10 protein-coding genes are annotated in these 14,725 nt (G+C 41.3%); 2 read left to right on the forward strand and 8 right to left on the reverse strand.

What is annotated here, in order from left to right; genetic code table 11:
• Positions 1–103 precede the first annotated feature (103 nt).
• Both H3U82_RS07850 and H3U82_RS07855 read left to right on the forward strand, forming a co-directional pair.
• Complete coding sequence (locus H3U82_RS07850; protein WP_084548570.1) at positions 104–712, forward strand: YdcF family protein; 609 nt, start codon at positions 104–106, stop codon at positions 710–712.
• A gap of 396 nt (positions 713–1,108) precedes the next feature.
• Positions 1,109–5,338 (forward strand): P-loop NTPase fold protein, encoded by a 4,230-nt coding sequence (locus tag H3U82_RS07855; protein ID WP_198210070.1) that lies wholly within the window; start codon positions 1,109–1,111, stop codon positions 5,336–5,338.
• A gap of 26 nt (positions 5,339–5,364) precedes the next feature.
• Here H3U82_RS07855 and H3U82_RS07860 read toward each other — a convergent pair whose 3' ends face one another.
• From H3U82_RS07860 to H3U82_RS07895, 8 genes are all read right to left on the reverse strand, one after another.
• Positions 5,365–6,231, reverse strand: a complete 867-nt coding sequence (locus H3U82_RS07860) for a permease (protein ID WP_198210072.1) — start codon at positions 6,229–6,231, stop codon at positions 5,365–5,367.
• 384 nt (positions 6,232–6,615) lie between these two features.
• On the reverse strand, positions 6,616–7,854 hold the full coding sequence (locus H3U82_RS07865; protein WP_078475218.1) for a sugar transferase: 1,239 nt from the start codon (positions 7,852–7,854) through the stop codon (positions 6,616–6,618).
• 9 nt (positions 7,855–7,863) lie between these two features.
• Positions 7,864–8,685, reverse strand: coding sequence for a glycosyltransferase (locus H3U82_RS07870; protein WP_198210073.1), 822 nt, complete (start codon positions 8,683–8,685; stop codon positions 7,864–7,866).
• A gap of 150 nt (positions 8,686–8,835) precedes the next feature.
• On the reverse strand, positions 8,836–9,921 hold the full coding sequence (locus tag H3U82_RS07875) for a stealth family protein (protein ID WP_198210074.1): 1,086 nt from the start codon (positions 9,919–9,921) through the stop codon (positions 8,836–8,838).
• A complete protein-coding gene (locus H3U82_RS07880) occupies positions 9,918–10,673 on the reverse strand; it encodes a glycosyltransferase family 32 protein (protein ID WP_110414743.1) in 756 nt (251 codons plus the stop codon). The genes H3U82_RS07875 and H3U82_RS07880 overlap by 4 nt, the downstream gene beginning before the upstream one ends.
• Complete coding sequence (locus H3U82_RS07885; RefSeq protein WP_198210075.1) at positions 10,670–12,145, reverse strand: lipopolysaccharide biosynthesis protein; 1,476 nt, start codon at positions 12,143–12,145, stop codon at positions 10,670–10,672. Before H3U82_RS07885 ends, H3U82_RS07880 begins: the two co-directional genes overlap by 4 nt.
• A gap of 26 nt (positions 12,146–12,171) precedes the next feature.
• Positions 12,172–12,981: a hypothetical protein gene (locus H3U82_RS07890; protein WP_110414741.1), complete on the reverse strand. Its 810-nt coding sequence runs from the start codon at positions 12,979–12,981 to the stop codon at positions 12,172–12,174.
• On the reverse strand, positions 12,978–14,705 hold the full coding sequence (locus H3U82_RS07895) for a biotin--[acetyl-CoA-carboxylase] ligase (RefSeq protein ID WP_198210076.1): 1,728 nt from the start codon (positions 14,703–14,705) through the stop codon (positions 12,978–12,980). Before H3U82_RS07895 ends, H3U82_RS07890 begins: the two co-directional genes overlap by 4 nt.
• Between the last annotated feature and the right edge of the window lie 20 nt (positions 14,706–14,725).

Genomic DNA, 14,725 nt, shown 5'->3' on the forward strand with positions numbered 1-14,725 from the left:
GATAAAATGCTGATTAGTTGCTATAGTTCCTGGCATATTTTACGTTATAGCGTTATTTGTTTTCAATTTATAGAACTGATTAACAATTATTTTACGGATAGTTATGAATAAAAGCATTATGAATATTTATAAATTGGTTCATTGGTTTGTAATAATTGTTTTAGCTTATTTTATTATCTGTAATGTCATTATTCATCTCTACGCCCGGCAAAAAGCAGCAGACAATGCTGATACTATGGTTATCTTAGGTGCTCAGGTAATGGGTAATCCTGCAGTACCTCATCCTGTTTTAAAAGGGCGTTTAGATAAAGCTCTGGTTTATTTGAAAAATAACCCTAATACCAAAGTAGTTGTTTGCGGAGGACAAGGAGAAGGGGAACCGGCAACAGAAGCAAGTGTTATGGCTGGTTATTTAATTGATAACGGGATTGATGCCTCAAGGGTTTATCTTGAAGATAAATCAACACGTACTGCTCAGCAGTTTGTTTATGCGAATAAAGTATTACCATTAGGTAAAACCGTGGTAGTTACCAATGATTTTCACTTATTGCGTTCTATCATGTTAGCTAAAAGATCAGGAATAAAAGATGTATCCGGCTTATCTGCACCTTTAAGTTTCAGAAATTACAGGAACTATATTTCTCTTATTAGAGAACCATTAGCTCTGATTAATTCATGGTTGTTTGATCATCCCCTGAATAATGATAATTAGAATACAGATAATTAAAACATTGAAAATACTGGGTGGATGATAGTCAGTTTATAGTATTGAATTTAGAGTAGATACGGTTATTAACCGGTATAACTATCAGCTGTCTTAGGGATATTAAGAACGGAAATACTGTTGAAGTATTCCGTGCAAGAAACTTGTGTCTATGAAATTGAATCTATTTGTGCAGTTTGACATAATTACTTTTTAGTAATTTTCGAATTAGAATCGGTAACTGATATATATTAAATTTAAAATTTCATAGCTTAACTGGAAATATATCGGAATTGATTCTTTGTCAAAATAGATTGTATGTAAAAAATAATCTTTTAGTATATTGATTTTCAGTATTAAATTGTTAAAATATAAATTAATGTATAATTGTATAAATAATTCAATATGTCTGACGTTAAGCATAAATCATGGTGTAAAAAGATATATGGATGGTGGTTGAAGGCTAAAAATAAAATTAATAGTAATAAGTCGAAGTCATCGTCAGAACAAAATGAAAAAGCAGAATATGAGTATCAAAAGTTAACACCCTACACCGAGGTTGATTTAAAGGAAAGTAAAAAAGCTTTTGATTATGTTTTTCAACATGATGATGTTAGAAATATTGCAATTTCAGGTGCATATGGTTCAGGTAAAAGTAGTTTGATTGAATCATATGAAAAATATCTTCAAACTACAAATACGAATAGAAAACCAGTTAGAAAATTTCTGCACATATCACTGGCTCATTTTCGTACAGAAAATAATCATTTATCTGAAGTTTTGGACAAAGAAGCAAATTCCAAAAATGAAAATAATGAATTATCAATCCTCGAAGCTAAAATTCTGAATCAGCTGATTCATCAGATTTCGGCAGAACAAATACCACAAAGCAATTTTGCTGTTAAAAGAATTACTAGTAAAAGAGATTTATTGGCAATTACAATAAGCAGTATTATTTTCTTGCTCTTTATGCTGGATATTATATTTTCTGCAACATGGAAAGAATTTGTTTTGTCCCTGGAGTATAGTGGCTTAAAAGATTTATTACTTGGGTTGACTACTAAGATATTTCTTCTGAGCAGTGCTATCTGGAGTATGGGTCTGTTTGCAATATTTCTTTACTATATTATTAAGATTCAGAAGTATAAAAATATATTCAGAAAACTGAAATTTCAGGGCAATGAAATAGAAATTGTTACAGAGTCCAGTGATTCTTTTTTTGATAAGTATTTAAATGAGGTTGTTTATCTTTTTGCTAATGCTGATGTAGATGTAATTGTCTTTGAGGATATTGACCGGTTTGATAATGTGCGTATTTTTGAACGATTACGGGAAATCAATAAGCTAACGAATAATCAATTAAAACAGTATCAAAAAAAGGAAACAAAAATATTAAGGTTTTTCTATTTGTTACGTGATGATATATTTTGCACCAAAGACAGAACAAAATTTTTTGATTTCATTATTCCTGTGGTTCCTGTAGTTGATAGTTCAAATTCCTATGATCAACTAATAACAATTTTAAAAATCTATATAGATGGAAATAAAATAGAAAATGGTTTTTTAGAACGAATATCGTTATATATTGATGATATGAGATTGCTAAAAAACATCTGTAATGAATTTCATTTGTATTATTCAAATATAAATAATAATAAACTTGAACTCAATGCTAATAAAATGTTTGCGATAATTGTCTATAAAAATTTATTTCCTTTAGATTTTACATTATTGCAGATGAATCAGGGGTTTGTATTTTATATATTTAATAATAAACCAATTTATATTAAGAAAGAAAAGGATAAATTATCAGCAGATATAACTGATTGTGATTTAGAGATTAAAAATATTGAGGGTAATTATCATAAATCTATAGAAGAAATAAAAGCAAGATATAAAGCGGAACAAGATGAAGTTAAAAGAGGATATAACCATTATGGATTAGTAAGAACCGATGAGAAACTTAATGAATTAGATAATCGGAAACAATCTGAACTTGATCGTTGTCAATCAGAATATAAAAAAAACATAGAATTAATAAACAAAGAAAAAGAAAATATTCAGAATGCAATCGTGCGGCTAACAAGTAAAAAATTAAAATATATCCTTAATAAGACAAATATTGACCAAATTTTTGATAAATATCCGAGTAATTCTAATAATATAGAAAAGAATGAAAAAGCTTTAGAAATAAAAAATAGTCCATACTTTTCTTTAATAAAATATTTAATTCGCAATGGCTATATTGATGAAACTTATGCTGATTATATGACTTATTTTTATCCTAATAGTTTAACTATAGCTGATAAAACTTATTTGCGTAGTATTATGGATGAAATCAAGAAAGAGTATGAATATAAACTGAATAATCCTGAATTAGTTATTGGGAAACTTCAGCATCAGATAGATTATTTTTCAAAGCCAGAGATATTGAATGTTGATTTAGTTAATTATCTATTAACTGAATCAGAAAACTATGCAGAAAAACTAAAAGCTATCTTATGTCAATTCTCGGTGGTAGAAAATATAAAATTTATTAATGTATTCTGGCCAGTATCAAGCGAAGAAAATTTACAAAAATTTGTAAATTTATTAAGTGAATATTCACCAAATTTTTTTAAGATTGCGTTATCTAGCCAATTAGTTCCAGATTATATACTCCAGAATTTGTCTTTAAAAATTTTATATTGCTTACCTCAGGAAGTTATTAAAAAAATTAATGAATATGATAATTGTCTCAGTAATTATATTGCTAATAGCAGTGATTATTTAAATATAGCAGCTCCTGATGTAGAACAATTAGTAAAACAATTTTTATTTCTTAAAATTAAATTTGCACAAATCAAATATGAAACTGCAAATAAAGACTTGTTCAATGAAGTTTATAATAACTCATTATACAAGCTGAATTTTGCTAATATTAAATTAATGTTATCTACACAATATTCTATTGTAGATGAGCAGGATATTATTCATAGAAATTATACCTGTGTTCAAAATAAACCTGATTCTCCATTGGCTGCTTATATTGCCCAAAATATAGATGTTTACCTGCATCTGATCTTGGCCAATTGTAAACAGAAAATATCTGATAACGAAACTGAAGTGCTGTATTTGTTAAATCATGACGATATTTCTCAGGAGCATAAGCTGGAGTATATAAAATATTTACAAACCCCTATTACCAGCTTAGATAAGGTTGAGAATACTGAGTTTTGGCAAAAATTATTGTGTTCGGGTAAACTTGCTTATAACGAAGAAAATATTCTTTGTTATTTCCAGCATATCAAAGAAACGGATGAATCTGTAGATGAAAATTTGATTGAATTTATTAATAGTAATGAAACACGATTAGATTTTAAAGATGAAGATGAGGAGGTAAGAGATGAATTCTTTGATGTAATAATCATTAATCAAAAAATAACTAATTATAAATACAAAGAAATATTATCAACTTTAGGTTTTCATTATGAAGAATTTGATATTGAAAATATAGCTATAAATAAGTTTAAAATTTTAGTCGATAATAAAATAACTTTTTTAAACTATGATAAATATAAAGAAAAAAGTAGATCTACTCTGGATTTTATTAAATTGAATTATGATAATGAAGCGATTTTATATTTTATCCAAAAAAATCTCACAGATTATCTTGATTTAATAGAAGAAGATAATGAATTATTTGATTATGAAGAAGCATTAAGCCTGATTAATAAACCAGTTGATGACGATAGTGCTATCAGGTTACTGAAATGTACTGATAACCCGGTATCTATTTGTGAGCAAAATTTTTCACCGGCAGTAATGGTATATGTTCTGGAGTATAATTTTGATACTAATGATTTAACTGGGCTGATTAATAATTATCAGAGTTATGAAGCTGATATTCAGAATCTTATTGTCAAACAGGTAAATAATAATATTGATTTTGTTTCAATTGAGAGAAGCCCACAGGCATTGAAATTTATAAGAGCTCATTGCGATGGAGAAATTGCTTTAAAATATCTACAGACACATATTGCAGACTATCTTAATTTAATATCTGAAGAAACCGAATTGTTTAATTTTGGGGAAGCACTGCAGCTTCTTGGATTAAAACTTAGTGATGATGATGCAATTAACTTGTTGAACTATACTAACGAACCAGTTTCGGTTATTAAATATTCTTTTTCATCTAAGATAATGGCATATGTACTGGAGTATAACTTTAATAAAGATGATTTAGTGAATTTAATCAAAGACTATGATAAACATGATGAAGATATTCAGAGTCTTATCGTAGAACAGTCAATTAAAAATTGTGAATTGATTGTAATAAAACAAAAAACAGATATTGCAGATAATCTTTTGAATAAATTGTTTATTTCTGAAAAGCTAGGAGAGAATAAAAAAATTGATTTATTTATTCAGGCTTTACCCTATAAATATATGCATGTATCAGAGCGAAGGCAGGCATTAAAGAGTATGCAATTAGACGAATTTAATAAAATATGGAATCGTGGTACGCCAAAGATTAAATGTTGTGAAGATTATAGTCGTCTGTTGTTAGCACTAAAAGAACAAGGTTTAATACAGGATTTCTGTGTAGATAATAAACAAGAGAAATATTATCGAATTACTAAAAGAAATGGCTGAAAGTATGTTGGTTGAACAATTTCAAACTAGTTAGTTAATTTTATTGCCATAATACCTATAGCATAGATACCAATAGCTATAATGCTGATACAAGTACCACAGGAAATAGGTTTAACGGAGTAACCGGTACCCAGATAGTGGGTTTCAAGAACAATGATATTGGCTGCCGGAGGAAGCAGGCAAAATAAGTAAAGTGCGGCACTATTTTCCAGAATAAGGTTCTGCCGGCACAGACAGGCAAGGCCAAGCAGGGCGGAGAGGATGCAGAAATAAGCCGCAGCTTTTTTCAGGAAGGTCTGAATGGTGTTTCTGATGTCGGTCAGTGTAATTCTGCTTTTAGCCAGCCACATACCAAGAATAGCCATGCCAAGAAAGCTCATCAGAAATTTGGCGAGGGAATAAATTATATCCAGCTCACGGATTTGTTTACCCAGCGGTAATAGTAAGCAGCCAATAATAAGGGCAATGACGGGAGGCATCTGAATCAGTTTTCTGATATTGAACCGGATGCCGGTAAGCAGCCATGCCCCAAGTGAGTTACCGACAATAGAACTGCCGATATAAGCAGATATAAATATTGCGGCAGCCTGATTACCAAAGAGCGAGGCTGCTATGGGAAGACCGAGCCAGCCAATATTCAGATAGCTGAAACACAGGGTGCTTACCGGATTGATCCGGAGAAATTTACCGGTAAGCAGCATTATGCTCATAACGACAATAGTGGTAATTAATACCGCGCCCATATTGCTGAAATTGGTCGCTATATTATAGATAATTACGACAGGGATAATAAATTTTGTCAGTAGCAGAGACAAAACAGGTTTTGTATCCCGGGTTAATTTGCCGGCGATCAGACCACAGAGCAGGTAAATCAAGGGTAGAAACAGGGTCATGCCGGCTCCCTGAGCATTGCATCGGTTTGTGATAGTTCATTGTAGCTTATCTTTTTTCAGAACATTAGTCATCTGCATTTATTCGATAAGGTATTTATATACTTACAATACGTTTAATTATTTTTTATCGGTGTATTCTGATAAGTTTTGGTATTTGAGTTTTTTCTAGAGCCAGATAATCAGCGTTACTGGTACAGCCGTGGGATGGGGAGATAAATGCAGCAATCATTTATCACTGCTTTGATATCTTTTATGTGTTTTATTGCTTTGGGTCAAATGTAAAGATTTCTGTTTATCGGCAGTTGTGCTATGTGGTTTTTGTTAGTGTTTTGCAACGCTACCGGTAAGATTTTACTGGTAGCGTTTTGTATGGGGATGGCTGGGTTAGCGTGCGCCGAAGCCGGTGAGCATGGTTTTGAGGGTTTTGAAGAATATGAGTATATCGAGTGAGAAGGAAAAATGTTTGATGTAGTAAAAATCATGTTCGATTTTTATCTGGGTTTGTTCGGTGTCGGCAGCGTAGCCCTGAGTAACTTGCGCCCAGCCGGAAATACCGGGTTTGACAATGTGGCGGTAGTCATAAAAGGGAATTTCCTGAATAAACTGGTCGACAAATACTTTTTGCTCGGGGCGGGGACCAATCAGGCTCATGTCACCTTTCAGGATGTTCCAGAACTGCGGCAGTTCGTCGATGCGGGTTTTGCGGATGATGTGTCCGATACGGGTGACGCGGGCATCCCCAAGTTGCGCCATGCGGGCACCGTTTTTCTCTGAATCGCTGCACATGCTGCGAAATTTATAAATACAGAATTCTTTGCCGCTGCGTCCTACACGGTTTTGCCGGAACAGGATGTTACCCGGGCTTTCAAGTTTGATGGCAATGGCAGTAATAAGCATTACCGGCAGGGTAACAGGGGCAGATAGCAGGATAAGAACGATGTCGAATACGCGTTTAATTAATACATAGGTTGGTGAAGGCAGTAAAGAACCAAGATCATTTTCATATAGGTGATGAATTTTAACCCGTCCGGTAAGAAATTCTTCTACCTGACGAATATTGTAGACAGGCATGCCATTGAGGGTTTGCCGGGCAAGAAATTTCTGCCAGTGGTTGTCGAGCTCAGGTTCGTGCAGGTCGGCAACAATGCCGTTAATGACAGAGCTCTCAGGCAGGCAGGGGCTGGTTAATTTTATCCAGTTGACATTGGGAAGCTGGTCGGCGTTGCTGGCACGTCCGTAGGGCAGGTATGCGTAGGTTGTTATGAATTTGTTGCGGTAATAGATATAAGAAATACACAGAAACAGGGACAGACAGCCTGCCATGAATAAAAACCATACGGTATAGGGCAGGTTAAAGAATTTGGCCGTCATCCACATGCCGAAAAACCAGAAGAAAGCATGCGGCAGAGCAATCACTGCGGATTTTCTGCCGGGAAAGTTACTGAATACGGATAAAGATTTGGTTGTCAAAATATGGGCAATACCGGCAAGAATTATGCTGGTGATGAAAGCAGCACGTCCCTGGGCAAAGCCTTTAATAGGCTCCATGATGGCCAGTGGCAGTAGCATTACCAGCAGGGTTCCGAAGAAAAGACGGCTTTTATAGGACAGTAAACTTCGCATAATTGTTTTTTATTTGTTCAGGCGCAAATGTTGGTAGAGGTTGCCCAGCAGGCTGGTCGGCAGCAGACGGCTGCTGCCACGCAGGGCAAAACAGCTTAGTGCCGGCAGCAATGGCTGGCTTTTGAGGCGGTGTTTAAGACGCAGCAGCTGCCATTCGCTGCGAAGGTAGCGCAGCCCGCGCCGGCGGGCATGCATGTTGTGACCGGCACGGGCATACACGAGGGTTTCCGGCAGGTTTGCTGCCTGATAGCCGGCCGCCAGCAGGCGCAGCCACAGGTTGTAATCTTCCATCCACTGGTGATGCTGATAGCCGCCTACTGCCTGTACCGCACTTTTGCGGTAGGCCGCAGCCATGTGATTAATCGGGTTGCGCCACTGAGCATAATGGCGGATGGCAGTGTCTGTAAGAGGTACCTGCCTGACTGTGCCGCTTAGTTCCGGGGTTGTGCTGAATTCGGCTATCTGCCCGCTGAACAGGGCAATATCGGGGTTTTCCAGGATATATGCCCACTGGTATTCAAACCGTCCGGGTGCGCAGATGTCGTCAGTATCCATGCGCATGATCCATTCATGCCGGCAGTGTTCCAGTCCGGCATTAAGGGCATGTCCGAGACCGACATGCTGCGGCAGGGGAACGATTTTCAGAGGCAGCCGGGTCTGATAGCTGTTCAGTACGCTATGCAGTTCAGTACCTACAACACCATCCAGTACCATGATGATTTCGTCGGCCTGTATGCTCTGCGTGCACAGGCTTTCCAGACAGGCGCTGAGCCAGTCGGGATGTTCCTGTGCATATAAGGAAAGCAGAACGGAAAAAGGGCGCGTTTTCATGGTTGTGGCAGTGATGGATGCCTATGCTAATGGTTTGTCAAGATTTGTTTATTATATCGCAACAATGCAGGCAGGTGCCTCTCAGATGACGACGGGTGCAGGTTTATGCTGTTACATCAAAGATAGTTGCTGTTTTTTTTACATTTATATCTATTTATACTGTGATGATGGCTGCTGGCTGTTTTGTTCAAATGAGGCCGGATCGGGCAGGTAGTGCTCGTAAAATGCACTTTGAGCAGCGTGCAGTTGTGCCAGTTCGGTACTGTTGTTGCTGGTGCAGGTATCGTTGAGGCAGACAAAACGGATTTCCGGGTGGCGATGCAGATAATGGATAGCGTTATTCAGTTCGGTTATGTTGCTGATGTTGCGCACGAAGCCGTCGTTATGTTTTTGGGGTATGAATGCACCGCTGGCCAGTTGCCAGTAGCGATTGAGGTAGATGGTGAGGTCGTTACCGGCGCGGAAGCGGTTTGCGGTGCTGGCAAGTATTTCCGGTTCGAAGTGCTGATAAACCTGTTGCAGGGTATTGCGGGTGTAAGGCTGGGGCAGATGCCAGTGAGCAAACCAGAAATAATGGCGGTAAAGGTATTTGAGCAGGAAATTGCTGAATTTTTCACGCAGACTGTAGCTATGGGCAAATAATTGCTGTTTATTCAGTGAGGCCGGCTGATACAGGCGGTTAATCAGGGCAATATTGTTATTCAGTGCATCTACCCAGCTGTTGCGGCCGCGCAGACGGCGAAACAGGCTGCCGCGCTTTAGCCAGCCATGACAGAGAAAGTCTACCGGCAGCCCGTGCTGAAACAGCCGCTCACGCGGGACAGGACGCAGAATAACGGTGTCGTCGTTAAGATAAACAAATTGTTCACTCAGGCCTTTAAGGTTAACCAGATTCATTTCGATAGCTGAGGAATTGAATACTGGCAGATTCTGCGGGCGGATAAACAGTTGCCGGTGGCTGACAATTTCGATTTTTGGATGGCTGGTTTTCAGCCATGACGGTTGCTGATCAGCGGTTATCAGGTAAATTTTGTGATACCACGGGCAGTTTTTTTCAATGGAGCGCAGTACATAACGCAGGGTGCCGAAATCCTGATAACGGTTATTACTGGTCGCGTCACTGTGTCCCTGATGCTGTGGCTGATAGTGGTTTTTTGCAGCCAGCCAGTCCGGATCGCTGTTGTCTACCCATGGCAGAACAAAATCAATCGGGGTATTGTCAGTACTGGTGTTCATCGGTTTTTCCGTTTGAGCAGCGCTATCAGTTTCTGGCTGTTACGGGCGCCAAGTGTAGTACGCAGTGTGTTCAGGATTCTGCGTTTGAGCCGGTTGATGCCTTTACTGTCATTAAGCCATGTACCGTCGTAGTGATGAATGCAGACAGTATTAGCAGTACGGTTCAGTTCATGGGTATAGGCATTTTTGGCCATGAAGTAATCACTTGGATAAACGCAGACATAGCCGGGAATTTCCTGCCGCTGATCGTTAAGGATAATTCCGTGCTTTTGGTATATTTGTTTAAATAACTGGTTGATGGTAATAAGCTGCTGCGGATTGAATTCAAGATTCTGATACTGTTGCCAGATATCCTGCATAAGAATGCTGCCGGCTTCACAGCCCATTACGCCGGCCTGAGGGTTACAGGTAAGCTCGCGGGTATAGGGATTCATGCCCTGTTCGAAACCGGTGAAGCAGTGATGGTGCAGAAACGGGTCGAATGAGGCAATCATCTGTACATCGGTATCCAGATAGATGCCGCCATGCTGATAAAGTGCCTGAATACGGCAGACATCGGCTACAAAGGCATATTTTCCGGCAGCATAGGCTGAACGGGTGTAAGCGTTAGCCTGGTAGTCAAAATTGTGTTCGTTCCACAGCTGAATTTGGTAATCGGGCAGAAACTGGCGCCAGCTGGCAATATATTGTCGGGTGGCGGCAGGCAGTGGCTGAGGTCCGAACCAGCAATAGTGAATCAGTTTGGGTATCATTGGGCAGGCCGGCGATAAATCAGAATTAACAGGGTGCCAAAGGGTATGGCGGTGCTCAGACCGGTAATAAAGCCAAGTTTAATCCAATCGATAAAGGTATGTACACTGATACTATTTACCGGATGCCAGCCAATAGTGAGGATAATGGCGATGGTAGCAAAAACTGTCAGCCACAGCAGATAGGCACGGGTGCAGGGCAGGGACAGAATGTGTTTGCTGGTGTAATGCACCATTTCACTGCTGCGGTAAAGAAATGATATCAGTGCTGCAAGTAAAATGCCGGCACTGCCCCATATCTGTATAAAGCATACTGAGCAGGTAATGTTCAGAGCAGCTTCGATCAGTGCCTGTGGTTTGGTGTCTTTGTAGCGACCGGCTGCCATGATCATGGTCATACTCGGAATACGGCTGTTTTCAATAATGCCCACCAGTAAAAACAGGGCAGCCAGCACGGGCTGATGGTAGTTGGCATCGGTCATATTACGGGTATAAAGCTGAATAAAGGGCGTCAGCAACAGGCCGGTGCATGTATAAACCCAGCCCAGAAAGCACATAAAGAGACGATTATAGCGGCAGAAATTCTGACGGGTACGCTGGATATCTGTGGTAAGGCTATGACCGAAAATAGCCTGCATGCCTTGTGACAGTGATTGCAAGGCCATTTTGATGGCGCCGAAAATCAACGCATAAACGGCGTAGATGCTGGCGTCTTTCAGGGACAGGAAAAAAGTAATCAGTACCAGTGGTGAGCTGAATATCAGCAGACCGGTTAGCTGATGGGTTAGGGCATCCCATGTTTGTTGCAGCTTATACGCGTTATGTTTGTCGTAATGCTGGTTCAGATTGTGATAGTGGTGTTTTACATAGTGACGGTACAACAGAAATTTACTCGCCTGTATCAGGGTAGAGATAAACTGAACAGTCAGAATACTATAGCCGTTACCGATCAGCCAGTAGCATACGACGATGTTAACGAAGATGCTGCCTGCCTGAATGGCGGAGATGATATAGGTTTTCTGGTCGGCAGTAAGTAAGGCACGGTAGCTGCCGAAAAAGAAAAAATCCAGAATATTCACGGCACCCATAATCAGTACCATGTAAAAGGTAAGGCTGGCACTGATTTCGGTGTGGGTAAGCCAGGCAAACAGGATAGCCAGTATCAGTAATGCGACGGCAAACAGCCCGCCGGAGATGCGGTAAAAGTGATGGGCGGCTGCAAGAATACGGTTACGCAGCTGGTTATCCTGTGCTGTCAGCGCCTGATAAAGGGCTACGACGGCAGCTGCACCGATGCCAGCCTCTAGTAAAGTCAGGTAGGCAATAAACTGTTTGATAGAGGCCAGCATACCGTTGGTTGCTGAACCATAGGTTACAACAATTAACGGCGGCAGGATGAATCCGCCCAGTGCAGTTATCAGTTGCAGCAGCAGATTAGCGGATATGTTTTTCAGGATAACTGCACGGGTACTCATGAATATTTAAGCGGATAGGTGCCGGCTTAATGACATTTACCACTACGCTGCATCCGGCCGTAACGACCGGTAATGGCGTTGATGTCCTGCATAGCTGAGTTGTCTACACCACTGAATACAACGCGCATTTTGGCAATGCTGGTAGCGGAACTGCCGGATGACTGGCTGTCACTGTCGCTGCTACCGCCCAATGTGGTGATAAAGGCGTCACTGAATCCCTGCATTTTGGCACGCGCCATCAGGCCTTCTGCATCTTCCCGGCGGTTAAATACGCCAAGGCTGACTTTACCCTGATTAACACCGTAGTCAAACCCCTGTTCCTGCAGACGGGCACGTATACTGCTGTCATTACCGGAAGAGAGGGCAACCATGTAGCGGGTAGGAGCAGCTGTCTGACGGGTTTTGGCCGGAGCGCTGACCTGTTCTATAAAGCGGCTGGTGGTAAACGGCCAGTGAGTAAGCAGGCCTTTGATACGATGAAAATCGTCTTCCGGCAGGGTAACAGTGGCAGTACAGGTATTGGCCGGAGCAGCAGGCTGCTTGTCAGTGTTGTCGGAAGCATTAGTAGTAGCGGCAGTAGTTGTTTTGGGCGCAGCAGTGGTTTCTGTTTTGCTGGCAGCTTTAGCCGCTGTTGTATTGCTGCCGGCAACAGTTTCAGTTTCTGTTGCCTGCCGTACACTGATGTCCGGACTGGCTGGTGCAACAGCTTCTGTTTCAGGGCTGGCGGCACTGGCTGCAGCAGGTGCACCAGAATTACTATGTACCAGTTTCCCTGCTATCATGCTGCCGAAAACAATGATATTGAGTGCTACCAAAATTGCAAACAGCCATTTCATGCGTATTCAACCCAGTTTAGTAAACCGTAAATCACTAAATTATCCACAATTTCAATGCGGTTGTCTAAGACAAATGTATTAGGGAGTGCCTGAGCCACTTTATTGGCACCACCGCCGGTAATAATAATGTCGACAGGTTTGCCGGCACCGATTTTCTGTTGCAGGCGCGCATGCATCAGCACAATAGCCCCGCAGACTGCGTCCATAATGCCGCTGGCCATGGCATTCGGGGTGGTGGTGGCAAAAGCGTATGGTTTGCCCAGCGGCCGGTTAAGATTGGCGGTGCGTCGGGATAATGCCTCTTTCATTAAATAAAAACCCGGCAGGATACTGCCACCAAGATAATGGTTGGTGTCGGTAAGGGCATCTACTGTGACGGCTGTACCACAGCTGACTACGACACAGGCCTGACGGCTGTAGCGCCGGCTGCCAATGAGGTTAAACCAGCGGTCGGCACCATGTTCGGCCGGATTGCGGTAATGATTGGAGATGCCGAGTGCTTCCGGCATGGAAGGCAGCCACTGTACTGTCACAGGCAGAATACCGGCGATTTGCTGCTGGCGGGCTTCTCCGCAGACAGCACAGCCGATAATGCGCTGTACGCCGGCTCCTTGTCTGGTCCAGTCCTGTATCAGGGGCTTCAGGTCGTAGTAGGCTGCTTTGCCATAACCCAGTATGCAGCCGTTTTCTACCCATGCCCATTTGAGTTTGCTGTTGCCGGCATCCAGCAACAGGTAACGTTTTCTATTATTGGCTTGTACCTGATTCTGTGCAGTCCCCGGGCGCAGGCTGATTTCACCGGTGACGAAACTGCGTTCTCCGTCGGCAGTTTGCAGCAATAAAGCCCCCGATGCTGCAATCCCGTTAACGGTACCTTCGGCAATGGTCTTGCCGTTGGCCAGGAGATGGACTATTTGTCCCTGATCCCGATGCAGCTGGTTATAATCATTAAGAAACGATTCTAGCCCGGTCTGGTCAAACAGAGGCAGATATTGTGCCAGTTTGGCCAGAATACCCTGAAAAATCTGTGTTACCTGTGCATGTGGCAGAAGAGACAGAATAGCTGCGGCTGTGCCTACCTGATCGGGCAGACTGAAATTGATGCCGATACCGATAACAGCAGTGGTCTGATTCTGTTGCGCTATGGTTTCAATCAGGATGCCGCCAAGTTTGTTTTTATCCAGCATCAGATCATTCGGCCATTTAATTTGTGCCGCTACACCGAGCTCGCGTAAAGTTTGTGCGATAGCCAGCGCTACTACCAGCGCCAGACCGCCAAGCTCTGCCTGAGGCCGCTTAAATGACCAGCTCAGGCTGAACATAAGGCAGTCACCGATACGGTTTTGCCATGATTTGCCCTGACGTCCGCGCCCGGCAGTCTGCTCATAAGCCAGACAGATTTGCGGCGCTGTATTTACCGGTGCATAGCGCAATTGCTCCAGCAGGACGCTGTTGGTCGATGTGGTCTGCTCCAGCAGCTGCGGATTAAACCCGTACTGACGGGCACTGGTATTGAAGATGTGTTCCGGTATTAATGCCAGAGTTTTAGTTAGCTGCCAGACACCATTGCGCTGACGCAGCAGATTCTGGATATGGGCAGGCATATCCTGCCATGCTGCATTGAGCTGCGGTATTTTTTTATTCAGAATGCCTGCCAGTGTCTGGACTTCATGTGCCAGACCATCGGCAAGCAAGGCCAGTAACGGCCAAAACGGTGTGTTCATAAAATGGCATCACCAAGGGT

This window comes from Snodgrassella sp. W8132 (assembly GCF_016100865.1).
Classification (GTDB): Bacteria; Pseudomonadota; Gammaproteobacteria; order Burkholderiales; family Neisseriaceae; genus Snodgrassella; species Snodgrassella alvi.